Raw genomic sequence first — 20,399 nt, forward strand, 5'->3', positions numbered from 1 at the left:
AGAGCCGCACCGGCTTCTGTCAGCCCTTGGGCTTTATAATCCCAGTCTTTAAATTCAGCCTTAACTGCTTGCCAATCAACTTTCCTTACAAATCTTAATCAACCCAAAGTAATAGCCTGAAATAGCAGTGTGTTGTATGGAAAATTAAAAACAAAAACCGAATGAAGAAAATGCACTTGAGACTTGCATATGGCTTCACAGGTTTATTGCTGTAAAAGCTTCAAATGATGATATCTCTAATACTTTTTTCGCTTGTTCTCTTGTGGTAGCTTCCACAAGCGAAAAGATATGGACGATAACACCTCTTCTCAAGCTTATCAAACTGAACTCAAAGGTATTTCCTTATTGATTTTGAAAGAGTCCTTTAAACGCATTTTGCAGAGCAACGTAGAAAGCATGTCTAAAAAAATCATTCCAAGAGCAACAGATTTTTCTAAGTATTGTGAAGAGATTGAAAAAGATCTTCTTTCACGAGCCAAAACTCTTCATGAACTAATGACAGGAGAATTTAAAATAGATTTCTAAAAAATAGCAAAATAGTGAAAAGTGCTGATCACTTTTGGATTGGATATGCATTTAAAGAGTGATTAAAAAGTTTTTTTAATGTACAATATATTTCTAGAAGCCAAAATGGCTCTATAGTATCAAATTTATAAAGTAAATAAATCCATTAATACAAATTAAGGATTTTAGGATACACGAATTTCAAAATATTTGTTTTTTAAAACATGAGTCGCCAGCATCAGCGCAAAAAATGTTGCGGCAATTATGATTCCCTTTCGTGTACTTTTGAAATAACAGAGCTTTTCTTTAATCTTTATGAAAGGATTGCCAGTGCGATGGGCTTTTTTGAAAGGTGGATTTGGGTATCAAAATGCAAGCAAGAGTTTGTAATTATGGAGCTTTGTGTTTAAAGCTATCATCAACTATAGATAAATCATAGACGAGGTTAACTAAAATATTAAAAGCAACTGGATGCAGTAGAAGACATTGCTATTAAAAGAAAAGCAAATGCTAAAAAGACTAAAAGGTAGTTTGTGTTTTTATATCAGAAAATAATTTAAGAAATTGAATCATAATTTTTTCACAGGAAATAAATATGTTTACAGATAAGAAGAGAAAAGCCTTGTTTGGCGTTATAATTTTTATATTTTTATGTTTTTTAGGAATAAGAAAAAATCTTGACTTTATTCAGGGTATTTTGACATTCGCGTCTATTTCTTTGGTGATCGTAACAACTGTTTTTGCAATTTTATGCAATTCTAATATCCCTTCTGAGTTGCAAAACAACCCACAATATAAATGCGGCAATACAACAGGTTGGAAGAAATTAACATGTGAGTTACATCAGTATATGCACAGTCTCCTAAAGTTAATAATTTTAGCGCTTGTCGTTTTAATTTTCCCAAGTAGTTATAAAGAAACTGTTTCTTTGCCTGTCATTTCTAAGTACGTGGAGCACAAGTTTTCTTTTTCATTGGATACCATACTTTGGTACTTAGATATTGCTCTTGGATATTCAAATATTATAATTTGGTACTTTTTTTTATTCTGTGTATTCTTCCTTATGTTGCGTACACGCAGTTTAATAAATATATCTATTTACACGCTACAGTGCTCTATTAAATAGATACAGTAAAACTTACGATTTCATGCTTTAATTTTTCTTTTATATGACCTTCATTATACATACCATTATCATTTTTACTCGTTTTAATAGCAAATTTATGTTGAAAAGTTTCAGTATTAAATATTATATCAAAATTATTATGTGTCTTTCCAACAAAACTTATGTTTTTAAATGCTGGATTTAATTTATATTTTTTAAAAAGATTCAAAAAATAATTCTTTAAATTATTTTTTTCTTTAAATTTGATACCCAAGTCAAGTTCCATTTCAGAATAATCATCCGTGGGAAATTCACCCAACAAAAGTTTAGCCATCTTTAGCAAGTTGTCTTCTGATTGCATTGCAAAAAAATCTAGTTGTTTTGGTTGTGTATATTTCAGTTTTATTTCTTTAATTAAAAGCAATTTTTTTTCGAACTCTTCCTTACCAACAATATCAGGTGAGATATCAATCGTTTTCGGGGGAAAAGATTTTTTGTAGTGTAGCTGCAAGAATTTGTTTAACTCTTTATTTGAAGAAAAAAGAGTTAACTCTATAGGAATCAAAATTCCAAAATATTGCTTATTCTGTTCAACATATTTTCTAGGACGTGGGTTAGGAATATTCTGAAAGTCATTTTCAGAATCAATCACCTCCGGATTATAAGGACTATTTTCTCCCGTTAAAACATAAATCCAATAGCAGATCTTCGAGTTCACAGAAAACTTTTCAATTATTAAGGTAACACATTGATTATCACGGTTAAAACGGTATGTTCCTTCCTCTAAAAATTTATCAGCATCATTGATATTAACTAATTCTGAGGCTGGATCTATTTTATATTTATAAGAAAGAAAGTTAAGGGTATTCATAAAATTAACATAATTACAATGTCTATAGTCTTATCGGGTGGTAGGTGTTGCCTAAGTTATCTTAGTGACTATGGGAGTGTAGTGTATCGCAAATATACTGGGTCATTTAGAATCGTTTGGCTGAAAATTAAGGCTATAAAATTTTAATTGCAAAAGCAATACGAACTTTAGAGAACTCTGCAGTGAGAGCTAGTTAGATTTTTAGAATATGGGCTCCCCCTTCCCTGCTTTTAAGTGGAGGAGAAATCAGTGCATTGAACAAAGCATGGCATCACGTAAAATGGCGTTAATCCGCGTTTGATATCCTTTCCCTTGACTTTTAAAGTCACGCTAGTACGTCTGAATCCACACGCACAGTTGTGACAGTTTTCATGGGTTTACAGAATGGATTGAAAACGGCGTCTTTCCAGAACTCATCATTGAGTGACAGAATATCTCTATGATCAATTGCACCATCCGACATTACAGCCAATTTATCAATTTCAACTCTCTGTTCATCTGTCAAAGCCGATAAGTTACCTACCTCGATTTTATAACGAACTTTCTTCTTTATAACGTTTCTTTTCTTTCGAGTTGGCTCTCTGTGCTGAAATAATACGGATTACCTCTATGCCATCTTTATCGTCATGGACAGTATGCACTACGAATAGTAATAAAAAAACTCCACAAGCACTAAAGCTTGCTAACCATACTCTCCATTTTCAACACGGTCTTGTTTAGCTATGGAGAATAGATCAGAAAAAACATATGCAGCTATTTCAAAACTTTACACGGTGCTTTCTAAGATTACTTTTTGTTTTAGCTTCATTCCATTCAAATCTCATTTTTATACCTTATATTAATACATTTATAAGGGTATTATATACATCAAGAGTTTTAGATGAACACTTAATTATCCATGTTTTTGTACAATTAATATAATTTAAAAATTAGTGATTAATTAACTAAAAATATTAAAAAAATAATAAATTATTCTAAGCCTTTATGCATATAATATGCAAATCGAATAAAACTTACAAGCATGTTGAATAAAATGATATTAATTGGCTATTTGAGAGCTGCTCCTGAAAGAAAAAAGAATTTTGGTGCCGCAACATTCAATTTTTGTATGGCTACCTCTGAGAGCTATGCAGATAAAAATACCAATAAAAAAGTAAACAAAACAGAATGATATTCCGTAGTGCTTTTTAATCTACATACATTTGGAAAAACTTGTTCTTCAGTACAAAACTGCCCCTTTTTCCGAATGAATGAGAGGAACGGTTTTTTTAATGGTCAACGCTACAAAGGATGTAATCAGCACTTTCAAGAAACCACTAACAAAAAAACCTAATGAACTTATTAAAACTGTCAGCAAAGGGACCTGTGTCATATAAGCCACCCATGGTATTCCAAAAGAATAGACTATCCCAATGCCACCCACGGTATTTATCACAAATAATATTATAAAATTTAACCGGTGCCAAAATAATTCTACCATAAAGCCAATAAAAAATGCAGCAAATGGAAAACTAATCAGATAACCACTCGTAACTCCTGAAAAAACACTAATTCCACCACGACCACTAGGCAATAGAGGTAACCCAATCGCAATAAGAACAAGGAAAAGAAGTGATGCTAAAGCTCCCCTTTTCGCTCCAAGTATAGAGCCTGCTAACATCGGAGCCATAGACTGAGCTGTAATAGGGACACCCAGCAAAAAAGGAAGATAAATAGGAGGAAAAAGACTCAAAACAGCGTAAATAGCGGCAAATAAAGCAATATAAACTAAATCTTTTGTATTCACTGAATTATTCCTTCACTAGGGAAAAGCTTTCGTTATTGTTGTATAATTAATAAAAAGTATCATATTTATAAAAGTACACTTTAAATGCCTTAGATATAGAGAAAAATACTATAATAATTTATTTTAATAACATCACTTATATGAATCATATTAGATTCTACAATGTTTAATTACATCATAAATTACTATATTTAAATTCAATAATAGTGATATATGAATATTATATAATAACAATATAACAAAATAATACATTTATTTTAGTTATTATGCTTTGAATGAATGAGAGGAACAGATCTTTTAATCGCGAGTGCAATAAAGGATGCAATCAACACTTTTAAACAATCGCCTATCAAAAAAACTGATGAAGCCATTAAAACCTTCAGTAAAGAAACTTTGATCATATACGCTGTCCATGGAACACCAAAAGAATAAACTATCCCAATGCCACCAAAAGTATTTATCATAAATAATGTTATAAAATTTAACCGCTGCCAAAACAACTCTACCATTAAACCAATAAAAAATGCGGCAAATGGAAAACCTATTAAATAACCACTTGCAATTCCTGAAAAGACACTGATCCCACCGCGACCACCAGGCAACAGAGGTAATCCAATCAAAACAAGAACAAGAAAAAGGAGTGACGCTAAAGCACCCCTTTTTGCCCCAAGAATAGACCCTGCTAGCATCGGTCCCATCGATTGAGCTGTAATAGGTACCCCTAGAAGAAAAGGAAGATAAATAGAAGGAAAAAGGCCCAAAATAGCATAAATAGCAGCGAATAAAGCAATATAAACTAAATCTTTTGTATTCATTTAATTCTTCTTTTTTTTACTATAAAAACTCTGATTATTACGAGATGCTGTATCAATAGTATCAGCATCATAAGAACGCGCTTCCAATGCTTCAGCCACTTCTGACGCCATTCTTATAGTCCGTATAATTAAAGGTATTGCAAGAGCGACAATGTTAGTATTAAGTCCTCGTGCTTGCTGTGCTTCATGTACCTCATTAAACTTTTCACTCAAAAGAGGAATAAACCTGATCGCCATAGAGATAACCATACTCACTTTTGATGGATTTATACCAAAACAACGAAAGGGCTGGAGGCCTGCTTCAATTGCATCCACCATATCTGACACTTTTGTTGTGAATGAAATAACTGATGATAAAGAAAAGAGGATAACAAGACGTAATATGACCTCAACCCCCGTAAGCCAACCGCTAAAAATAGTTTGAAATACAAATAGAAGAACTAAAAGCAATCCCATCGATTTAAATTGCTTTATCACAGTTTTGAAAGGGATCTTGGCGACTCTATAGAATAAGATGACAAACAACAAAAATAAACCAAGAAGCGCTATGGAAGAAACCATTATTATAAAAGTTCCACAGGCCGTAAGAAATAATAACTTAACTCCAGGACTTAACCTATGAATAAATGTATCCCTCGGAATATATAAACCGATCATGACATTCTTCTTATATACTCCTTTATAGCAACAAAAGGTACTTCATCAATTGCTATCTCCCCCTTATCAAAAACCAGCACTCTATCAAACTTTTTCAAAAACTCTAAATCATGCGATACAACTATTGCCGTTTGTGGTAATTCTTCTATCACTTGCGTAACGCGATGCTTATTTCGCAAATCAAGTAATGTCGTCGGCTCATCAAAAATAATGTAGTCTGGTTTCATTGCAACTACACTAGAAATAGCAACGAGTTGTTTTTGCCCACCACTTAATAAATGGACAGCGTGATTTCTGAAATCTTGAAGTTCATAGCGCTGTAAAATTTCATCTACACGCTCCTTAATTTCATCTTTATTAAGCTTTAAATTTTTGAGACCAAAGGATAAGTCCTCTTCAACTAATGGTAAAACAATCTGATTATCGGGATTTTGAAAAACAAATCCAACTTTACGCTTTACTGCTTTTGCATCGCGTTTGGTATCAAGCCCATCAACGCTTACAAAACCATGAGATGGTAATTGGAGCCCATTAATAAGGCGAACAAATGTACTTTTTCCAGAACCATTCGCACCTATAATAGCAACTCGTCTTTCGGTAAGCTGTACAGTAATATTTCTTAAAACACACAAATCACCAAAAACTTGTGTTACCTCATCAAATTTTATAATCCCCAAGGCTTATTCCAATCAATCCCTTTTATTAGCTCTTCTTTCTCTATCGCTTCAGTTTATAACCTAAAAGTAATAACAAGCACCATAGAGGAATAATAATGACTGCCAAACTCATATCAGGCATCTGTACAGGAATATATGCTTCAAGGAAAGGCACGCTTATTCCTATCATATCAAAAAGTCGAGTCATCAATCCATTTTTCCCAAAACCACTGACAAACATAATGCAAAATAATAAAGCAAGAAAGCAGAGGCAAAGATAGTTAGCGTAAGGATATAAACCAAACGCATAAATAAAATCGCCCTTTCTGTTCTTATGGGCATTGCGAAATTTCAAATGAACAATAACAATAATAGCCCAAGTAATCACTGCTGCTGCAGTTGCAAGAGCCATGATCCGCATGAAACTATTATCAGGAATAAGAGCATTAACAACGACAATCAACGCCGTACATAATGATGAAAAAAGGATAGCAATATAAGGAATACGAGCAGCACTCAGTTTACTAAAAATATGTGGTGCATTTTTTTGTACAGCTAAACTATAAAGCATACGGCCATTAGAATAAATGCCACTATTGTAAACAGAAATAGCAGCCATAATCACCACAAAATTCAAAATATGACCAGCAGCAGGAATTCCTATAGTCTCGAAAATTGTGACAAAAGGACTACCATTTTTTCCAATCATATTCCAAGGGCTGATTATCATAATAATGCTGATAGAACCAATATAAAAAATTATAATCCTCCACATAACTTGACGAATAGCCGCTGGAATTGTTTTTTGTGGATTAGATGCCTCTCCAGCAGCAATACCAATAAGCTCCGTTCCTCCAAAAGAAAACATTACTACAGAAGTTGCTAAAACAACCCCTACTGCTCCATAAGGGAAAAAACCGCCATGGTCCCAAAGATAATGAATATTCGCTTGATTTTCCCCTAGTCCAGTGACAATGAGAAAAATTCCAAAAATAATCATACCAATAACAGCAGCCACTTTGATCAAAGCGCAAGCAAATTCAAATTCTCCATAAAAACGAACATTAAACAAATTAACAAATGTAACAAATAAAAGAACAATGAAAGATGTCTTCCAATGATCAATCAAAATCCAATGATCAAGGTAAAACCCTATCACTGTAAGTTCAGCCATACTCACAAGAATATAAAGAAACCAATAATTCCAACCTGTTATGAAACCAGCTAATCTCCCCCAATATTTATAAGCAAAAAAACTAAATGCTCCTGAAGACGGTTCTTCTACTGACATTTCACCAAGCATTCGCATAATGAAATACATAATAAGCCCGCCTACAAGATAAGATAAAATAACTGAGGGACCAGCTAATTGAATTGCCTCGGTTGACCCGTAAAAAAGTCCTGTCCCAATAACCCCACCCAAAGCAATCATTTGAATATGGCGATTTTGAAGGCTACGCTTCAATTCCTCGTGCTTTTTTTCAGACATCATGCCTCACTACTTTTGTTGAACTTAACCTCAACTTTTATTGAAAAATTAGGCACCTCTTTCAAAAAACACAAAACAAACGTAAACTTATTTTCTTATCATAATGCAACTCCTTATTTTTTTGTGCATTATACGTATGTCCCGTTGAAGTTTTAAGAAAAAATATGCTCCACCCTTTATTTAAATTAATGTCCTTCATTTTCGTTACACTAACCATTATAGCATTGGTCATTGATAACGCACACTCTGTAATCACATCACATTGGACAACAACCCCCTTTAATAAAATTTTAACAAGCCTTCTGCAAACAGATATCTATCACCTTAATCAATCTCTATGCAAGGTAATGCCTGATTTTCTGTCCTCAATTTGCATTACTCTCACTTATTTACCCGCATGGTCTATCTTTGGTGCTTTAGCAATAGTATTTTGTATCTTAAATTACGAAAAACAAAAGCCTTTTCACAAAATATCATATACATATAACGAAGAGTACATTTGATCTTTAAAAAAACTTCTAGAGCCCTCTGTACTATAACATAATCGATGTCGCTTAAAACCCCTCACTCTATTAAAACAACTGAAGATCACTTGATCATCAGAAAAAATTAAAACGCTTCATTATAAATATAGGCGCTCACTTATGATTTCTATAGATAACGATAACATCACTTTAATTTGTATCAATTTAAAAAAAATTAGCGAATAAATCTACCTCCCATCTATAAGAAAACTCTGTACAGAAAAAACTTAAAATATTGCAGTTCATATATTTTTCTATAGCTGCTTATTTAATACTCTACAAAAACTTTTCTTAATTTTCGTACTAGAAACCCCACATAAAAAAACGTCTTCTAATATCAGCTCTCCTTATAAGATTGGAACTTATTAAAATTAATGAAGAAGCTTATAAAAATTATTCTACAAGTCTAACAAAATGCGTGAAATAAAGACTTATCTGTAAATAATTGCAATTGTGATAAAAAATATTTCGCACCTTCTCCCTATTGAGAAAATGGTAAGATAACAGCTTCAGTAACACTCTAGTTCTTTTAAATCTGAAAATCGTCTCGCTAAAATATCAACTTTTTTAGATATCTCATCCAAACTTTTCCATTGATTAGTTACCTCTCGAGAAAGTTCCTCAATGAATTTTTCTTGGTAAGCTAGCTTCATTTCTAATTCTATCAGCCGATCTTCATCCGACATGATTTTTACTCCCTCTAAAATAAAAAACGTGATTAATTTTATTAATCCTCCTCCCTTTTTCTTCCCATAAAAATGAGAAGTAACTTCTCAACTAATTCTAATCATCTATTTGCACATTATAAAAGGTTTATGATGATCTTTATTTTCCCAATCACTCTATGCAACAAATTTCTTTCTTAAGAATCAGAAAATGTTTTTATCTTTACTAAGTTATCTTGACACCATTTTTCATCCTAAAGATCTACATTCCCAGCTTCTTAATTTAAGTGCTATCGTAAATTGAAAAGCATTTTATAGCATTAAGGTCAAAGAATACTTTCCTCTGACTTTTACATAATTCTCCTTCAAATTATTATCATATGTATAAATTATTGAAAAAATGCATTCTTGCTTTTATACGTACTTTTAGCTATTACCCTCAAATTAGTTTTGTCTCATTGACTTACAAACCTATGCCGCATTAGCTCAGTTGGTAGAGCACATCATTCGTAATGATGGGGTCGCTGGTTCGAATCCGGCATGCGGCACCACTTTTTGTATTTAGCGTATTGAAATATATAGATTTTTTCTTTAAACAGCCATTTTCAGACCACCTTTTAGACCACCTTCTACAGTTTATATAATTTTACCTAATTTGTTCTTATTTGCTCCTTATTTTTCTTTGGAGTGAAGGCTAAGATCTCTTTTTTTCTTCATCTCACTGCTCTCCCTAGCTTATAAGGCTCCGGAAACAACCCCTGAAGCACCCAATTGCGAATCGTTGTTGTGGATACACTAAAAAGCTGTGCACACTCACGTGTCGTTACATATCTATCTCCATCATCAAATATCATCTCATTACCTTTCTCTTTTTTATATTAATTAAATGGGTGGGAGTGCTGGAAGGCATGTGAAGCACTCCAACTTTTAAAAATTTGCAAGTTTATTTTTTAGATGTGCTTAATTTCATATTTCCAATCAGGCAATTGAGTAAGAGCTAATGCGAGTTGTCCTCTATGACACATGCATACATTGGCTTCAAAACAGGTGATTGCAACGCGCTTTTTGTTTAAAAACATTTGATATAATTTGTTTATTGCACAAGAATTATTCTTGAGAGTTGTATTTTGATAATCTTCAAAAAGGCGGTCATAATCTTTTTGTGTTTTCAAATTTCTTCGTTTTTCAGAAGCAATTCCAAGTTCAGGCAGATGCATATATTCAATATCAATATTGCTCACAGCTTTCTCTAATTGTCTTTTCGAAAATCCGTGTTTTCTACTTATTGGATTTTTACGAACATCACATAAAGTTTTGATATTGTTTTCTATGAGACAACTAAGATAATCCTCAAGGGACTTACCTTCATAGCCAATGGTAAAAAAACAAAATTCCTCATCTTTAGCAGGCTGTATGATAATATGTTTAGTGTTACACACGTTTAATTTCCTTGGTAAATGGGTGGGAGTGCTGGGAGGAGAGAGCACCCCCATAGGTTTAAGCAGCTTTTGCCAAAATCTTTTGCATCTCTTGTTCTATTTCCCCTAAAAAGATTTCGACCGCTTTATTGATCTCTTCAATGTGTTTCTCATCACGGAGGACGCGTTTGATTTTCATTCTCAAACCAGTAGATTTGCCTACAAAGTTTGGATTATAGCTCATGAAATCACACCATTTGCGTCCAGTGCATGCCATTTGGAATTGCATCTGTGCGATATATTCAGGTTTGATTTCGTCATAAATAAAAAAACGAAGATGGGTTGTTGATTGTGGACATTTGACTTCGATTAAACCGTCCTCTCCAATCAACCCATCAGGACTAGCCCCCGCCATTTCTATTTTGGGGTGGGGGATAAACCCGCATCTTGTGACTTCTGCGTCATAAATGAATTCATATTCTCTTAAGGCATCTTCTTCATGTTCGATACCCCATTGCATAGCAGGTGTTGTATAAGATTGGCTTATTTCCTCTATTAAGCGTTCTGTCATGAGTTTCGTTTTGTAGTCTTCATATTTGCTTGTAGGAAAACCTTTTGCTGTCTTACTGAGTACGCTGTAGACATTAGATGCAGTGACTTTACCCAAGCGCGCTTGAAACCACTCTGCTGTCCTTTGTTCCATTTCACACCGCCGTTTCTTGTTGAGTTGGCGCATATTCGATATCTTGTATAGGTGCATCTAATTGCTCTTGTTGTGCTTTATTCATTTGCTTTCGTTGCTTTTTTTTCAAAGAAAACAAAGCGGTTTGTGCTTGTTTAAAAGACATATCTTTTAGATTTTTTACTCCTATGAAAGAGAGAAGCCTACTTTCTTCAGATTGTGTTTTTTTAATTAATTCTTTGATTTCATTCATCTGTTCAGAAGAGATACCCGCAAGAAGTGTTATTCCATCTGTATCGTCTTCTTTTCTTGCAACATTAAGAAGCATGCCTAAGAGATATCTACGTGCGTAGCTTATAGTAGAACCAACCGCTTGTGTGTTATTTTTGCTTCCCGTAGCATCAATGGGAAATGTTCCTTCTGTTGATATTTCATTGCCCGATATATGCTTTAAAGTCATTTCTACAGTTATGTCATTTGAACTCTGGTCTTTGATACGAGAGAACAAGGCAAAGTGATGTTTTGCAAGAGGTTCTTTAATAGCATCAATATATTTATCAAGCGTTGTATAGGTGCTTTTAGTATGTGTATTAATGGCATTTTGTTCGATATTTTTATATTCCACTTGTATAGTAGAAAGATCACGGACAAAGTTTTGACGCTCTTGTCGTTCTATCTCCTTTTCTCGCAATTCAAGAAGGCTCTTGAGACGTTCCATATCGACATCATTTTCTAAAGCTCTTTCTAAAATAAGCTCCATAGCTGTAGGTTTGATTTCACAATCGTTCGTTTTTTCCACTAATTCCGTTTGTGTGGTACTTAGTTCACTCATCTTGATTTCCTCCTATTTGAGCGCAATTCACCCGTGGCGTGAATCACGCTGGTGTTTAAAAATGTTGTTTGGTTGTTAGAGTTTGGATTTTATAGGTTGCATTATGTCTTCAGAAATTATGGTATCTACATAAGGCTCGTCTTTATACCCAGAGATAGTGATACAAAGTTCACCTAGATTGTGAGTATTTCTCACAACTAACTGTGCACACAAGGTAGGTTTAATTCCATATTTATACATGATTTATTTTTTCTCGTTTGTTGTGATACGGCTTTCTCCGCAGATCTCTGAATCTCCGTAAATTTTTGCGTCGCCATAAACTCTTGCATTGGGATAAACAATTGCATTTCCGTAAATCTGTGCGTTTTCAAAAATGCGACCACCACCATATACTCGGGCGTTATTATAAATTTTTGCATTGTCATAAATTTTTGAACCCCAAGTAACACAAGCATTATCATAGACCCAGCAATTGCCATCATGAGAGAGATTGCTTTCATTTTCTATAAAGCCCCCAAGGTCCCCAGCCTTAACATCATCAAAATCTCTTAAAGCACGAATGCGGTACAATGTATAGCAACTTACAATATCGGTGGTTTCATTAGTCAATTCGTATTTTTTCACCATGCTTTTTCTCCAGTGGACATGACGTTATCGCCATCAATATCCGCATCACGATAAATTTTTGCGTCGCCATAAATACGTGCATTACCGGAAACTGTTGCCATTCCATAAACTTCGGCAAAACCGTAAACATGTGCATTATGTTTAATTCGTGCACTACCATAAACTTCAGCATCATCATAAACTTGAGCATTATCGTAAACGCAAGCACAAGATAAGACGAATGCATTACCACCTACCCAGCAATTACCATGATGCGATAGGTTGTTTTCATGTTCTATAAAGCCGCCTAAATTACCTTTTTTAATAACTCCAAAGTCTCTTAAAGCGCGGATACGGTGAAGAGTTACCCCTTTAAACTCAGCTTTCTCATCAGTAAGTTCGTACTTCTTTTCCATTAGTTTGCTCCAGTGGATATTCTGCTATTGCTGCCAATCCAATCTTCACAACGTAAATCCGCATCACCGTAAATTTTTACATTTCCGTAAATGTGTGTATTACCGCCAACTTTTGCATTTCCATAAACGCTTGCCTTATCGTAAACATATGCTTCATAATAAACATGAGAATTGCCATAAACATGTGCATGATCAAAAACTTTAGCGTCACCGTAAACGTATGCATCACCGTAAATTTCTGCATAATTGTAAACTTTTGCTTCATCAGAAACGAGTGCATCTCCATAAACCCGCGCATCACCATAAACATAGGCATAACCGGAAATATGTGCATTTTGATAAACACGAGCATTATCATAAATCCTAGTATAATCTCCAACCCAACAATCGCCCCCATGACTAAGATTGCCTTCCTTTTCAATAAAACCGCCAAGGTCACCTTTTTTGACATTTCCAAAATCTTTTAATGCACGTATGCGGTAAAGCGTGCGTCCGCCAACTTCATCCATTTCATCAGTCAATTCGTATTTTTTTTCCATGATTTATCCCCCTACCTTAAAATAGCGTCACTTCCATAAAATGCTGTATCGCCGGCTACTATGGCATTACCACGAACTTTTGCGTTATTATAAACTTCGGCATCATCATAAACCTTCGCATTTTCAGAGATATATGCATTTTGATAAATACAAGCATTGCCTCCAACCCAGCAATTATCATCATGGCTAAGATTCCATTCACTCTCGACAAAGCCTCCAAGGTCGCCTTCTTTGACATCATCAAAATCTTTTAAGGCGCGTATGCGATAAAGCGTTATTCCATCAATTTTGATTGTTTCATCAGTGAGTTTATATTTCTTTTTTATCATAATAACCTCCTCTTAATGCATGCTTTGTCTTTTAAGCTCTTGAGACAGCAGCCCCATACCTTTTGTGGTGATTTTTGCGCAAGGAATGACCTTTTCTATTCCATTTGCGGTTTGAAGTGTGATAGTTGGACAATCCATAAGTTTCTTTTGGATTTTGTCTTGATAAGGAAGCAAATTTCCACCTGCTGCTCGTCTGTAAACCCAACCTTTTTGCTGTAAGAAGAGAATGAACTGTTTTGGTTGCATCTCGAGTATTTTAGCGGCTTCTGTAAGACCGAAGAGTCCATCATGGCGCTGTAAGCTTTCAAGAGCCATTGCCTTTGGTTTTAAATTTGCAATAATGTTATCTTTTTGTTCATTTTCATTTTTGAGATACGTTAAAACACCAAGCATAACTTGAGGACTTGAATAGTCGATTTGTGGTGTTACTACTTGCTTTTCCAATTCTTGCCAACGGTCTATAATCCTAGCACGTAATGTCATGCTGTAACCAGAAACTAAGATAAGGCATTCACGCTTAGGGAGGTTGTAACAGTTTTGGGGCTTACCCTGTTTATCTAAATAGGTGGATCCAAATTTGGATTGACCCCCTTCAGGATATAATTCTCCTAACATTTGCCGAATATCACGCATAATATGCGCATGTTGCTTACCACATAACTCTGCAATTTCACGACTAGACATGGTTGGAACAGTTGTGTTTTGAAAATTGTTTTCAGGTATTGTAATAAAGTTTCGCATCATCACCCCCTTAATTAAGAAAAACACAAGGTTTGATATAATATTCTGCCATAGTTTCTATGACGTTCTGCTTGAGCAATTTTCCTTGCTGCGTGAATTTTGAAGTAATGATTATCGGTTTTATCTGTTTCTATTTCAGATTTTGGACAAATCTTCTGTCTGTTCCATTCTTGTTTTGTAAAAACAAAATCCACGCCTTCTTTTAGATCAAGCTTTTCAACACAATCATTAAACCAAGTGGAAAAATCTTGTTTCAAATGTAAGTACCTATGCATTACATGGGCATTGACCATTTGGACATAACCGATTTTGTTGTCTACCTCGTTTTCAGGCGTGAGATATCCTTCACTATGAATATGAGTATCATGTGTGGTCATAAGTTTACTCTAATCAATTATTGATGGGAAAAAGGGAGGCGCTTTTAAAAGCGCCCTTTAGAATTTTTAAAGCACATCACAAGGACGCAAACGGTGTTGTTGTTCATAAGTACCGTAAATCTCATCATTATATTTTTCGTCTGCGATCTCGTCTAAAAGTTCTTGGTAAGCATCACTTTCGAGTACAAAGTCATGAACTTTACTCTCCTCGTGGAGATGTTCGATATTTTCTTTTACATATGCTTCTGCAATTTCTTCAGAGATATCTTCACAATTATTCTCAGAAGGATTGATGCGAAAGATTTGGATTGCATCATCTGCCTCGTCAATAATTTTTAGAACTTGGCTTTCATCCAGTGGTCCCGACCGACCAATGTTTTGATCATCATCATAGACAACTAATAAGATTTCATCAGAATTTATAAGAATTGGCTTATCCATAATTTTTCCTCCCTAACGCCTCTTGGCGATTGTTCGTGTTAATGTAATTTAATCTACACCAGATCGGCTTTTGCTTCTTCGTGATATGTTGTTATAGAGGAGTATACCGTAAAGGATTATTATGGTCAAGTCATTTTATGCTAAAATGGTTTTTTATAAATGAACTTTAATATTTATTACGAATCGGTTTGGGTATTGTAGCGTTCAGTGTAGAGGCATGATACTTCCTAGTATCCCGTAAAAAAATAAATCAGTTAGCTGTATTTGAAATTTATATGCAGGAAAAATTGGGGCAGTGTGCAGACAGAGCCAATCGATGGGTAGATAACGCCGTAGTTTTTTTATAAAAACTGCGGACGAACAAAAAAACCCCGCTTCAGCGGGGCATACATAGGTTGTTAGAATATCTTATAAATATTTTTTTGCTGTTTCTCTTATTCTGTCTGCAAAATCATAAATATTATCTAGCGTTTCAATACCGACTTTTTCATCAATATCAGTATCGAAAAGGGCTAGTTGCTTATGTTTTCTGTTAAAGTGCAGTCGAACCAACGGCTTTCTGTTATTATTGTCAATTAAAATGGCGCAGTACGACTTTGCATCTCTGATAACAATACGGTCGGCAGAAATAACTTCACGCGCAATTGCCTTGACAATCATGAAGCCTTCAACTTCCTCTTCGGTCGTTATTATGGCATGTTCATTACCAATAGATGTAGCAATATTATCTTGCTTGTCGGTTTCAGTTGTTGTTTGTAAAGCGCTAGAAAGCCGACTTTTTACCGCATCAGATATTACTTCGCGAAACGCATTTTTAGTAACACCTGTGAGCATTTCTAAGACATTAGCAGTCAGGCGCCCTTCATAAACATCCGCACAAGCAACACGAACAAAACCTTCGGACGGATTTTCTATTTCTTTTTGGATGTTTTGTTTTATTCCAGATACATATTTGAGCTGCTCGGCTGTCACCAATATATTTTCAATATTAAATGCTGAGCGTTCAAACTTTTTAAGCTCTGTAAGTACCACAGTATTGTATTCTATTACATCAAAAGTAAGGAATGGCCTATTATCGAGCTTGTTTGCAGCATCAAGATCTGTGTAAAAATGAAAAAATCGACCATTTGTCAAAATCGCGAATTTAGCATTCGTTACACTAAAGTATCGATATAATTGACTTAAATGCTTTGAACTCAATTCGCAAGATATCGGTTTGCACTCAAAAAGAATACGTATCTCACCGTCTATACGGATAGCATAGTCAACTTTTTCACCTTTTTACCAACGGCATCAGCAGTAAACTCGGGAATGACTTCAAGTGGATCGAAAATATCATACCCAAGTGCGCGCAGAAATGGTAAAACGACCGCTGTTTTGACCGCTTCTTCAGTTAACATAGTATCTGAATGATTTTTGACTTTATCAGCTATTATTTTTAAGCTCTCGTCTACTGTCCCCATTCCCGCTTCTCCTTTGTTTTCAGGGTTTTCTTAAAATCCAAAGAACTTTCCCAACTACACGAATCTCCTCTCCATCAGTTGCCCCATTTATTTTGATAGGTTCTTGATGATTGGGTTCAGTACTTTCAGGCCATAGTTCAAATCCACTAATAGTTTGACGTATACGTTTAGCTGTACGCTCAATCATTTGACCATTGAATCGGCTGCGTTCAACTATCACGAGATCGTTAGGTTCCACATTAATGCCGGCTTTTATTATGTCTACGCAAATAAGTTGATCACCATCACGAGCAATTTTGTTAAGGCAGTTGCCCTCGATTTTTAAAGCAAATTGAAAGTGAGCTGGGTATTTTGAGGTGCTGGGTACATATTCTATGTCATCAAATCCAAAATCCATATCTTCGACCGACATCCACGAGCTAGCAGCAACTTTTCCTATCACCGGTATCATTCCAATAGCATTAGATATGGGATGTATTTCCTCGTTTTCTGGGAAAAGAAGATTAAACGGCTTTACACCAAGATGTGGTGCTAACTTTTCCGCCCACTCTTTGGTTAATTTTCGCTCACCTTTTTCAAGCCGTTTTATTTGAGGTTGCGTGGTACCAGCTTTTTCAGCCAATTTCACCTGTGTGAGTCCCAAATCTTTCCTCAATTTTTTAATTATATGCATGCTTTAAACCTTACACCAAGACTGCTTATTTAACAAAGTCCATAAAGGTATTTTTTATTGACTAAAACAGTCTTTTATGGTATTTATTTGAATTATGGAAAAATTGAAATCATATCTCACACGAAATAAACTATCTCAAGCCGAATTTGGGAAGCAAGTTGGCGTAGCACAGAGTACGATTAACAGGTATTTACGCGGCTTGCGGTTTCCTGAGCCTGAAATTGTCTTAAAGATTGAAAAGACAACCAATGGTATTGTTCGTCCCGTTGACTGGTATGTCGATTTATACCCACGCCCCTCTCTTGAAGAGGTGGGCGTGCCACTTACTACAGCTGATAACAAACACCCACAGCATCATTCACACTCTTAAAGAAGAAAGAAAGTAAAGATGGATTATGGTTTAGCGGCAATTATTATACTTTTTACGACCAATGTAATTACGGTTTTTTGTTTGTGGGCCTATCGTAAAGTTTTTTATTTATATCGTAAAAAAGAGCAAAGCTATGTAAATGTTTTGCAAAAATCATATTATACTTTTTATATTTTGAAAGATTTAATACAGGAAATAGGTTTTCCAGAAGGCTGTACAATCGTTTTTAATAATTCTGATTGGAATTTTTCTTTTGATGAAAACAACCATTTAATAGCCAAAAATTCTTTAGGACCAGAATTGTCCATAAAGATGCATGGCGACACAAAATATTTCAAAGAAAACTCTCAAAAAATTTTTGAAAAACACAATCGGTCCAAACATTAAATGTAACGAGATGAGGCATGCAGTGTATTTTTGAATTGAGTAAGTTCATTTTTTTTAATTTATGACTAAACGCTCTGTCATAGCAAACATATAAATACGTAGAGCCTTAAGGGGGGGATAATCATGGTTTTTAAAGCACATAAGAATGACATTGGTAAACCGCGTGTTGATCTTATTCCACCGTTGACACTGATTGAAATCGGTAGAGTTTTAGAGCTTGGAGAAAACAAATACGGTGCAAGCAATTGGCGTCATGGCATGAATTGGAGCCGTTTGTATGGAGCTTCTTTACGTCATTTATTAGCATGGTTTGGTGGAGAGAATAAGGATGGCGAGAGTAATTTATCACACTTGGCACATGCGGCTTGTTGCATTCTTTTTTTAATGGAATGCGAGGCAAAACGGATTGGCCGAGATGACCGCCCTAAAAGCAAAGAATAGAGATCAGAATGAGTTCGAATGAGATTTTAAAGCGGGCTTGGTAGTTTTGGGAGCTTTGCTTGTATGCGGAGCGATGTTGCGTGTTGTATTTTATTATCGCAACAAAGTCAAAGTTCTTAAAGAGCAGGTCTTGACTTTAAAAAGCAGCATAAAAACTCTTGATGAAGAATACGCGTGGTCAAGAAGTGCATCTTCAAAGGACGTGGCAAAGAGAACTAGTGATCTGAATATTGCAATTAAAGAACGCGATAGAGCGATAAAAGAACTACAACAAAGGACTGAAGAACATGAAAAGGCATTCAGAGATGTAAGTGAAGTAGTGATGGCACTAAAAGCAGATGTTCAATCACGTGACGAGGAAATTGAAAGACTAAGACAAGAGCTTAAGCAGCGTGAAGGTGCAGTAAAAACGCCGCCTCATAAGAAGAAAAGAAAGTGAGGGAAAAAAGATGAGTGTGACAGCGATAGCTTTGGGTATTGCATTTGTGATCTTTGATTTACTTATAATCTCCTTTGTTGTCTCGGAAATATTAGACAAAAAGAACGATAAACTCCGTGAGATCATTTCGAAAAAACATAAAATTTTACACGATTTGAAAATGCATATCTTCAAGAATGGGGTGGGAACATGAATCTAGGTGAATTAGTACTCTACTTATTCATATCAATAAATGCAGTGTTTTTTATTGCAATGATGGTTTTTATACTTTTAGTTGCGCCTATTTACATAGTGTATACTTCTGCTCAACCCGTCATAAAAAAGAAGAAAATTCTTAAGGAATTAGATGCTGAGATTGAGAGTTTAAAGCACAAGATTAATGAGAAGTAGGTACTGGTGATTTAGATGTCTCATACAATTCTTTGCCTTGATCTAGGGACTAAGACAGGCTGGGCGATATGCGGTGCGGATGGTCACATAACAAGCGATACAGAAGATTTTCAATCACGCCGTTTTGAAGGCGGTGGTATGCGTTATTTACGCTTTAAACGGTGGCTTACTGAACTAAAGAGATCTGTTGATGAAATTGACGCGGTGTATTTTGAAGAGGTGCGCCGGCATGTGGGTACAGACGCTTCTCATGTTTATGGGGGCTTTCTAGCAACATTAACGGCGTGGTGTGAACATCATCAGATACCATATGAAGGCATTCCTGTTGGCACAATTAAGAAGGCAACAACAGGAAAAGGCAACGCCTCAAAAGAAGAAATGATTAAGGCGGTATGTGCAAACGGACATGTGCCTAAAGACGACAACGAAGCAGATGCTTTAGCAATTTTATATTTAGTTAAAGGAAAGGAGATTGGGGATGTCCAATAGAAATAAGTTTGTAACAATTAATGTAGAGAAGTGTCTTCTTGATATTGTTTTGTTACCAGCGATTGAATGCAATGTTTATCTCAGGTTGCGTTTGCAAATGCTCTACACTGGCGAACCTCTTATAAATAATTCACAAGGATTCTCTTATCTTACTAAATGTTCAGTAAAAAGATTTGAAAAGGCGTTAGATTATTTATTGAGGGTTGGAGTCATCATACGTTTAGAAGATGGTCGTTTGTGGAGTTCACAAGTTGAGGAGGAACTCAATAACTTCAATGAAGATCTAAATAATAA

28 protein-coding genes, 1 tRNA gene and 4 pseudogenes are annotated in these 20,399 nt (G+C 35.1%); 10 read left to right on the forward strand and 23 right to left on the reverse strand.

The window, feature by feature from the left end:
- Positions 1 to 288 precede the first annotated feature (288 nt).
- Positions 289 to 525 (forward strand): hypothetical protein, encoded by a 237-nt coding sequence (locus tag ACFINL_RS08260; protein ID WP_375612395.1) that lies wholly within the window; start codon positions 289 to 291, stop codon positions 523 to 525.
- Between the two features lie 574 nt (positions 526 to 1,099).
- On the forward strand, positions 1,100 to 1,630 hold the full coding sequence (locus ACFINL_RS08265; RefSeq protein WP_375612394.1) for a hypothetical protein: 531 nt from the start codon (positions 1,100 to 1,102) through the stop codon (positions 1,628 to 1,630).
- On the opposite strand, the gene ACFINL_RS08270 is transcribed toward ACFINL_RS08265, so the two are convergent.
- Together ACFINL_RS08270 and ACFINL_RS08275 are read right to left on the reverse strand one after the other, a co-directional pair.
- Complete coding sequence (locus tag ACFINL_RS08270; protein WP_375651367.1) at positions 1,623 to 2,480, reverse strand: hypothetical protein; 858 nt, start codon at positions 2,478 to 2,480, stop codon at positions 1,623 to 1,625. The genes ACFINL_RS08265 and ACFINL_RS08270 overlap by 8 nt on opposite strands.
- A 246-nt stretch (positions 2,481 to 2,726) precedes the next feature.
- Positions 2,727 to 2,777: pseudogene (locus ACFINL_RS08275) on the reverse strand (hypothetical protein); the annotation flags it as partial.
- A 724-nt stretch (positions 2,778 to 3,501) separates the two neighbouring features.
- On the opposite strand from ACFINL_RS08275, the pseudogene ACFINL_RS08280 reads away from it, so the two are divergent.
- Positions 3,502 to 3,648: pseudogene (locus ACFINL_RS08280) on the forward strand (single-stranded DNA-binding protein); the annotation flags it as partial.
- A gap of 51 nt (positions 3,649 to 3,699) precedes the next feature.
- On the opposite strand, the gene ACFINL_RS08285 reads toward ACFINL_RS08280, so the two are convergent.
- The 6 genes from ACFINL_RS08285 to ACFINL_RS08310 form a co-directional block, all read right to left on the reverse strand.
- Positions 3,700 to 4,266 (reverse strand): biotin transporter BioY, encoded by a 567-nt coding sequence (locus ACFINL_RS08285; RefSeq protein WP_375612392.1) that lies wholly within the window; start codon positions 4,264 to 4,266, stop codon positions 3,700 to 3,702.
- Between the two features lie 257 nt (positions 4,267 to 4,523).
- On the reverse strand, positions 4,524 to 5,081 hold the full coding sequence (locus ACFINL_RS08290; RefSeq protein ID WP_375612391.1) for a biotin transporter BioY: 558 nt from the start codon (positions 5,079 to 5,081) through the stop codon (positions 4,524 to 4,526).
- Positions 5,082 to 5,738, reverse strand: coding sequence for an energy-coupling factor transporter transmembrane component T family protein (locus tag ACFINL_RS08295; RefSeq protein ID WP_375612390.1), 657 nt, complete (start codon positions 5,736 to 5,738; stop codon positions 5,082 to 5,084). It abuts the gene before it with no gap.
- Positions 5,735 to 6,415 carry an energy-coupling factor ABC transporter ATP-binding protein gene (locus ACFINL_RS08300; protein ID WP_375612389.1) on the reverse strand — a complete coding sequence of 227 codons (681 nt, stop codon included), beginning with the start codon at positions 6,413 to 6,415 and terminating at the stop codon, positions 5,735 to 5,737. Before ACFINL_RS08300 ends, ACFINL_RS08295 begins: the two co-directional genes overlap by 4 nt.
- Before the next feature lie 40 nt (positions 6,416 to 6,455).
- Positions 6,456 to 7,883 (reverse strand): amino acid permease, encoded by a 1,428-nt coding sequence (locus tag ACFINL_RS08305; RefSeq protein ID WP_375612396.1) that lies wholly within the window; start codon positions 7,881 to 7,883, stop codon positions 6,456 to 6,458.
- Positions 7,884 to 8,916: 1,033 nt separating this feature from the next.
- The gene (locus ACFINL_RS08310) at positions 8,917 to 9,093 is read right to left on the reverse strand and encodes a SlyX family protein (protein WP_375612388.1); all 177 of its coding nucleotides are present in this window, start codon (positions 9,091 to 9,093) and stop codon (positions 8,917 to 8,919) included.
- A 454-nt stretch (positions 9,094 to 9,547) separates the two neighbouring features.
- On the opposite strand from ACFINL_RS08310, the gene ACFINL_RS08315 reads away from it, so the two are divergent.
- Positions 9,548 to 9,623, forward strand: a tRNA-Thr gene (locus tag ACFINL_RS08315).
- Positions 9,624 to 9,722: 99 nt separating this feature from the next.
- On the opposite strand, the pseudogene ACFINL_RS08320 reads toward ACFINL_RS08315, so the two are convergent.
- The 15 genes and pseudogenes from ACFINL_RS08320 to ACFINL_RS08390 all read right to left on the reverse strand — a co-directional run bounded on the left by ACFINL_RS08320 (position 9,723) and on the right by ACFINL_RS08390 (position 17,589).
- Positions 9,723 to 9,926: pseudogene (locus tag ACFINL_RS08320) on the reverse strand (helix-turn-helix transcriptional regulator).
- Between the two features lie 96 nt (positions 9,927 to 10,022).
- On the reverse strand, positions 10,023 to 10,511 hold the full coding sequence (locus ACFINL_RS08325) for a DUF488 family protein (RefSeq protein ID WP_375651368.1): 489 nt from the start codon (positions 10,509 to 10,511) through the stop codon (positions 10,023 to 10,025).
- Between the two features lie 58 nt (positions 10,512 to 10,569).
- Positions 10,570 to 11,193, reverse strand: coding sequence for a lambda exonuclease family protein (locus ACFINL_RS08330; protein WP_375651369.1), 624 nt, complete (start codon positions 11,191 to 11,193; stop codon positions 10,570 to 10,572).
- A 1-nt stretch (position 11,194) separates the two neighbouring features.
- A complete protein-coding gene (locus ACFINL_RS08335) occupies positions 11,195 to 12,004 on the reverse strand; it encodes an ERF family protein (protein WP_375651370.1) in 810 nt (269 codons plus the stop codon).
- Between the two features lie 243 nt (positions 12,005 to 12,247).
- A complete protein-coding gene (locus tag ACFINL_RS08340; protein WP_375651371.1) occupies positions 12,248 to 12,631 on the reverse strand; it encodes a hypothetical protein in 384 nt (127 codons plus the stop codon).
- Positions 12,625 to 13,026 carry a hypothetical protein gene (locus tag ACFINL_RS08345; protein WP_375613985.1) on the reverse strand — a complete coding sequence of 134 codons (402 nt, stop codon included), beginning with the start codon at positions 13,024 to 13,026 and terminating at the stop codon, positions 12,625 to 12,627. The genes ACFINL_RS08340 and ACFINL_RS08345 overlap by 7 nt, the downstream gene beginning before the upstream one ends.
- Positions 13,026 to 13,565: a hypothetical protein gene (locus tag ACFINL_RS08350; RefSeq protein ID WP_375651372.1), complete on the reverse strand. Its 540-nt coding sequence runs from the start codon at positions 13,563 to 13,565 to the stop codon at positions 13,026 to 13,028. Before ACFINL_RS08350 ends, ACFINL_RS08345 begins: the two co-directional genes overlap by 1 nt.
- An 11-nt stretch (positions 13,566 to 13,576) precedes the next feature.
- Complete coding sequence (locus ACFINL_RS08355) at positions 13,577 to 13,894, reverse strand: hypothetical protein (RefSeq protein WP_375607465.1); 318 nt, start codon at positions 13,892 to 13,894, stop codon at positions 13,577 to 13,579.
- A 12-nt stretch (positions 13,895 to 13,906) separates the two neighbouring features.
- Positions 13,907 to 14,635 carry a Rha family transcriptional regulator gene (locus ACFINL_RS08360; protein ID WP_375651377.1) on the reverse strand — a complete coding sequence of 243 codons (729 nt, stop codon included), beginning with the start codon at positions 14,633 to 14,635 and terminating at the stop codon, positions 13,907 to 13,909.
- Positions 14,636 to 14,649: 14 nt separating this feature from the next.
- Positions 14,650 to 15,012 carry an antA/AntB antirepressor family protein gene (locus ACFINL_RS08365; RefSeq protein WP_375632994.1) on the reverse strand — a complete coding sequence of 121 codons (363 nt, stop codon included), beginning with the start codon at positions 15,010 to 15,012 and terminating at the stop codon, positions 14,650 to 14,652.
- 66 nt (positions 15,013 to 15,078) lie between these two features.
- Positions 15,079 to 15,453, reverse strand: a complete 375-nt coding sequence (locus ACFINL_RS08370) for a hypothetical protein (protein WP_375621129.1) — start codon at positions 15,451 to 15,453, stop codon at positions 15,079 to 15,081.
- Positions 15,454 to 15,861: 408 nt separating this feature from the next.
- Positions 15,862 to 16,587: a restriction endonuclease gene (locus ACFINL_RS08375; RefSeq protein WP_375651373.1), complete on the reverse strand. Its 726-nt coding sequence runs from the start codon at positions 16,585 to 16,587 to the stop codon at positions 15,862 to 15,864.
- A gap of 9 nt (positions 16,588 to 16,596) precedes the next feature.
- A pseudogene (locus ACFINL_RS08380) lies at positions 16,597 to 16,710 on the reverse strand (restriction endonuclease); the annotation flags it as partial.
- A complete protein-coding gene (locus ACFINL_RS08385; protein WP_375651374.1) occupies positions 16,701 to 16,916 on the reverse strand; it encodes a hypothetical protein in 216 nt (71 codons plus the stop codon). The gene ACFINL_RS08385 and the pseudogene ACFINL_RS08380, both read right to left, overlap by 10 nt.
- A 19-nt stretch (positions 16,917 to 16,935) precedes the next feature.
- The gene (locus ACFINL_RS08390) at positions 16,936 to 17,589 is read right to left on the reverse strand and encodes a LexA family transcriptional regulator (RefSeq protein ID WP_004856665.1); all 654 of its coding nucleotides are present in this window, start codon (positions 17,587 to 17,589) and stop codon (positions 16,936 to 16,938) included.
- Between the two features lie 94 nt (positions 17,590 to 17,683).
- Between ACFINL_RS08390 and ACFINL_RS08395 the strand changes: the two genes are divergently transcribed.
- The 6 genes from ACFINL_RS08395 to ACFINL_RS08420 all read left to right on the forward strand — a co-directional run.
- Positions 17,684 to 17,959 carry a helix-turn-helix transcriptional regulator gene (locus ACFINL_RS08395; protein ID WP_126603684.1) on the forward strand — a complete coding sequence of 92 codons (276 nt, stop codon included), beginning with the start codon at positions 17,684 to 17,686 and terminating at the stop codon, positions 17,957 to 17,959.
- Between the two features lie 18 nt (positions 17,960 to 17,977).
- Positions 17,978 to 18,346: a hypothetical protein gene (locus tag ACFINL_RS08400; protein ID WP_375613947.1), complete on the forward strand. Its 369-nt coding sequence runs from the start codon at positions 17,978 to 17,980 to the stop codon at positions 18,344 to 18,346.
- A 123-nt stretch (positions 18,347 to 18,469) separates the two neighbouring features.
- Positions 18,470 to 18,787: a dATP/dGTP diphosphohydrolase domain-containing protein gene (locus tag ACFINL_RS08405; RefSeq protein ID WP_375613946.1), complete on the forward strand. Its 318-nt coding sequence runs from the start codon at positions 18,470 to 18,472 to the stop codon at positions 18,785 to 18,787.
- Between the two features lie 37 nt (positions 18,788 to 18,824).
- Complete coding sequence (locus tag ACFINL_RS08410; protein ID WP_375639661.1) at positions 18,825 to 19,226, forward strand: hypothetical protein; 402 nt, start codon at positions 18,825 to 18,827, stop codon at positions 19,224 to 19,226.
- Positions 19,227 to 19,631: 405 nt separating this feature from the next.
- Positions 19,632 to 20,105, forward strand: a complete 474-nt coding sequence (locus tag ACFINL_RS08415) for a crossover junction endodeoxyribonuclease RuvC (protein WP_375651375.1) — start codon at positions 19,632 to 19,634, stop codon at positions 20,103 to 20,105.
- The coding region (locus ACFINL_RS08420) for a hypothetical protein (protein ID WP_375651376.1) at positions 20,095 to 20,399 on the forward strand (305 nt) is incomplete at its 3' end. The genes ACFINL_RS08415 and ACFINL_RS08420, both read left to right, overlap by 11 nt.

It is taken from the genome of Bartonella sp. AA78NXGY, from assembly GCF_042197005.1.
In the GTDB taxonomy this organism is placed as follows: domain Bacteria; phylum Pseudomonadota; class Alphaproteobacteria; order Rhizobiales; family Rhizobiaceae; genus Bartonella.

What these genes read in the sequence shown, in the direction of transcription:
- ACFINL_RS08355 (WP_375607465.1), bottom strand. Translation starts at nt 13,894, where the DNA reads ATGATAAAAAAGAAATATAAACTCACTGATGAAACAATCAAAATTGAT.
- ACFINL_RS08335 (WP_375651370.1), bottom strand. Translation starts at nt 12,004, where the DNA reads ATGAGTGAACTAAGTACCACACAAACGGAATTAGTGGAAAAAACGAAC.
- ACFINL_RS08295 (WP_375612390.1), bottom strand. Translation starts at nt 5,738, where the DNA reads ATGATCGGTTTATATATTCCGAGGGATACATTTATTCATAGGTTAAGT.
- ACFINL_RS08260 (WP_375612395.1), top strand. Translation starts at nt 289, where the DNA reads ATGGACGATAACACCTCTTCTCAAGCTTATCAAACTGAACTCAAAGGT.
- ACFINL_RS08265 (WP_375612394.1), top strand. Translation starts at nt 1,100, where the DNA reads ATGTTTACAGATAAGAAGAGAAAAGCCTTGTTTGGCGTTATAATTTTT.
- ACFINL_RS08405 (WP_375613946.1), top strand. Translation starts at nt 18,470, where the DNA reads ATGGTTTTTAAAGCACATAAGAATGACATTGGTAAACCGCGTGTTGAT.
- ACFINL_RS08370 (WP_375621129.1), bottom strand. Translation starts at nt 15,453, where the DNA reads ATGGATAAGCCAATTCTTATAAATTCTGATGAAATCTTATTAGTTGTC.
- ACFINL_RS08290 (WP_375612391.1), bottom strand. Translation starts at nt 5,081, where the DNA reads ATGAATACAAAAGATTTAGTTTATATTGCTTTATTCGCTGCTATTTAT.
- ACFINL_RS08310 (WP_375612388.1), bottom strand. Translation starts at nt 9,093, where the DNA reads ATGTCGGATGAAGATCGGCTGATAGAATTAGAAATGAAGCTAGCTTAC.
- ACFINL_RS08385 (WP_375651374.1), bottom strand. Translation starts at nt 16,916, where the DNA reads ATGGGGACAGTAGACGAGAGCTTAAAAATAATAGCTGATAAAGTCAAA.
- ACFINL_RS08400 (WP_375613947.1), top strand. Translation starts at nt 17,978, where the DNA reads ATGGATTATGGTTTAGCGGCAATTATTATACTTTTTACGACCAATGTA.
- ACFINL_RS08345 (WP_375613985.1), bottom strand. Translation starts at nt 13,026, where the DNA reads ATGGAAAAGAAGTACGAACTTACTGATGAGAAAGCTGAGTTTAAAGGG.
- ACFINL_RS08415 (WP_375651375.1), top strand. Translation starts at nt 19,632, where the DNA reads ATGTCTCATACAATTCTTTGCCTTGATCTAGGGACTAAGACAGGCTGG.
- ACFINL_RS08360 (WP_375651377.1), bottom strand. Translation starts at nt 14,635, where the DNA reads ATGCGAAACTTTATTACAATACCTGAAAACAATTTTCAAAACACAACT.
- ACFINL_RS08330 (WP_375651369.1), bottom strand. Translation starts at nt 11,193, where the DNA reads ATGGAACAAAGGACAGCAGAGTGGTTTCAAGCGCGCTTGGGTAAAGTC.
- ACFINL_RS08350 (WP_375651372.1), bottom strand. Translation starts at nt 13,565, where the DNA reads ATGGAAAAAAAATACGAATTGACTGATGAAATGGATGAAGTTGGCGGA.
- ACFINL_RS08340 (WP_375651371.1), bottom strand. Translation starts at nt 12,631, where the DNA reads ATGGTGAAAAAATACGAATTGACTAATGAAACCACCGATATTGTAAGT.
- ACFINL_RS08305 (WP_375612396.1), bottom strand. Translation starts at nt 7,883, where the DNA reads ATGTCTGAAAAAAAGCACGAGGAATTGAAGCGTAGCCTTCAAAATCGC.
- ACFINL_RS08365 (WP_375632994.1), bottom strand. Translation starts at nt 15,012, where the DNA reads ATGACCACACATGATACTCATATTCATAGTGAAGGATATCTCACGCCT.
- ACFINL_RS08270 (WP_375651367.1), bottom strand. Translation starts at nt 2,480, where the DNA reads ATGAATACCCTTAACTTTCTTTCTTATAAATATAAAATAGATCCAGCC.
- ACFINL_RS08390 (WP_004856665.1), bottom strand. Translation starts at nt 17,589, where the DNA reads ATGCATATAATTAAAAAATTGAGGAAAGATTTGGGACTCACACAGGTG.
- ACFINL_RS08395 (WP_126603684.1), top strand. Translation starts at nt 17,684, where the DNA reads ATGGAAAAATTGAAATCATATCTCACACGAAATAAACTATCTCAAGCC.